Source organism: Mesorhizobium sp. FG116, from assembly GCF_057809835.1.
Genome location: NZ_JBMDKS010000098.1, coordinates 1 through 2,396, shown reverse-complemented (window position 1 = coordinate 2,396; position 2,396 = coordinate 1). Strand labels below are relative to the sequence as shown.

General features: G+C 62.5%; 3 protein-coding genes. All 3 read right to left on the bottom strand.

The genetic code is table 11. The features are described from left to right. On the bottom strand, window positions 1-1,566 hold a 1,566-nt coding region (locus tag ACODTY_RS23815; protein ID WP_488996648.1), incomplete at its 3' end, for a relaxase/mobilization nuclease domain-containing protein. After that, the gene (locus tag ACODTY_RS23810) at window positions 1,532-1,927 is read right to left on the bottom strand and encodes a hypothetical protein (protein WP_488996647.1); all 396 of its coding nucleotides are present in this window, start codon (window positions 1,925-1,927) and stop codon (window positions 1,532-1,534) included. The genes ACODTY_RS23815 and ACODTY_RS23810, both read right to left, overlap by 35 nt. A 2-nt stretch (window positions 1,928-1,929) precedes the next feature. Then, window positions 1,930-2,396: hypothetical protein (locus ACODTY_RS23805; protein WP_488996646.1), on the bottom strand; the 467-nt coding region annotated here is incomplete at its 5' end.

Below are 2,396 nucleotides of genomic sequence, written 5' to 3'. Positions count from 1 at the left end.
GATTTCTCCTTTCTCGTGCGAAGGCTGTTCGCCGTGTGAGACGGCATGTTCGAGGCGGCGATATTCGCGCCGCAGTCCGATCGACAGATCCCTGGAGAGTTCGCGTGCCGTGCTCGGTTGCGACCGGTCTTTGCCGATCGTGTCCAGCATGTCGATGACGCGGCCGAGAGCGTCCTTTGATTTGTTGAAGCGATCGGAGCCTGCCCGCATCGTCGGCGCCGTCGGCGTGTCGCGAATCTTGTTCATGACCTTGGTCATGACGTTGGGCGGCGTGTAGGCGCCCATGCGGCGGAACATTTCCCACTCCCAGCGTTTGACGGGAGGCGGGCCGGCGCGATCGAGGCGCTTCTGGTGATCGATGGCCAGGCCGCGCTCGCGCGCCTTATCGGCAAATCGCTCGCGCCATTCCGTGAAATCGCGGATATTGGGATTGAGGCGGGTCTTGCCGGGACCTTTCAGGCTGACGATGGCGTGGACATGCGGGTGTTTGGTCATCTCGTGACGATTGTGGACTGCGTAGGCATAGCGATGCCCGTGAAACTGGCTGCCAAGGAAAGCGCTGGCCGCCTCGATGAACTTGTCGCGATCAACGTTCGCCGGACCGGAAAGAAGCAGGTGCATGAAGTCGCGGGGCTGCCGGCTTTGGAGAAGAACGCCAACCGTGCGGCCCTCTCGCGTGAGTTCCTTATGATCCGCTGTCGTGATCGAGCGACGTTCGCCGGTGCGCTTGTAAATCGGCGTCTTGTTGCCGCGCTCGACCAGGTGTGCATGGGTCGACAGCATGACCGCGTTGTCCTGGCGCTGCATGGCGTGCAGGGTAGCGTTAAGCCCTTTGGGGCCGGATGCAAATTTTGCGGGATAGCGGGATAGCGGCGCGATCCCCTGCCCCTCGAGGCGGGCATCGACACGGCGATCGATGGCCCGAACCGTTTCGATCGAAGGGGAAATGTGATTGCCGGTCGTACGGTCAGCCCGGTCCGATTTTTCATGAGCCAGGACGATGGCGAGTTGAAGCCGTGTCCGATCCTTTACGCCTGGGCCAATGCTGTAGGCATAGGTGCGTTGTGTGTCGCCGTCTTCAAGGATGCCATCGCGCGCCGGATCGTCCAGCGCCTTGGCGACGGTTTCGCGGTCAGTGTTCGGCAATTCATAGGTGAGGAGGAGAATGTCCTTCGATCCCTCGCGCGTGGTGAAATCGCGCTCCCATTGTGCGAGTGCATCTTTGATGCTGACGACTTCTCGCCCCTCCTGATCGATCGCCCGCTCTTCCTTCGCCTGGTATTCGAGAACATTGCGCGCCGATACCGCGCCGGCGCCATAGGACAAGACCTTGACGACGACGGCGTTGTGGCCGGTGGCGCGGCTCAGAGCGGTGCTGGCGGCATTGGGACCGGGTCGAAATCTGCCGGTGCTGTGGAGGTGGCGAGAACGCGGGGCCCCTGCTCTGCCAACCTCGCCGCCACGGCCTCCCCCTCCTCCGCCGCCAACCCGATCATCCTCGATCAGTTCGTGGTAGAACGGCAGCTGGCGCTTAGACCGGGAGGGTTTCCTGCGTGGATTTCTCATCGTGGGCGGCGATCAAATCTTTCACTATCGTATAAGATCGCACAAAAGCGGCGTCGCGGATAGAGTCGATTGCACGCGCTATCTCGTCGAGCTTTTCCAGGATCCGGATCGAGCACTGGTCGGTCGACGCGACCCCGTCACTCATGAGATCGCGGTGGACGCGAGCGATGTCCCGGATTGTGAGATGGATATGTTCAAGCTGCTCGTCGTGATCGGCCAGAAGCGGGGCAGCCTCCGAAAGCGTCCGGTCTACAAGAAGCTTGATGATAAGCGCCGGCGAGGTATCAAGGTGCGCCGCCAGCGCCTCCAGTTCATCTGCCCGGTGCCGCGGGAGCCGAAGGTAGTAGCGCGGACTGGGCATTGTCAGTCGTCGTGCCGGTCCAGCCCGGCCATGATGAAGTCCTCGATCACCGTCGTGTAGCGCTTGCTCCGGGAGAGGCCATGCGCAACCAGACGCGTGATGACGTCATTGCGCAATCTGAGCGTGACGCGCGTGTAGTCGGCGGATGCGGCCTTGTTGACGCGCGCAGATTGCGATGCAGTCTCCTGCGGCTGGGCCATGGAACGGGCACTTCGCTTTTGTGCCGGCACACGGCGTCTTGAGATGGGTTCCGACAGCGACGACGATGTGGTCGGAAACTGGACTTCGCTGCCCGGCGGGATATCGGCCTTCGGGATGCCGGTGTCCGCTTCCGCCATGGGCGCGGTGCCGGAAGAGGACAGTTCCTCGACAGACGCGAGCGGGGGCATGAAGGCCATTGCCGGATCATCGGGGTCGACGGGCTCGATGTTGCGGGTTCGGGCGATCGCAGCCAGGTTGCCCGCCACCA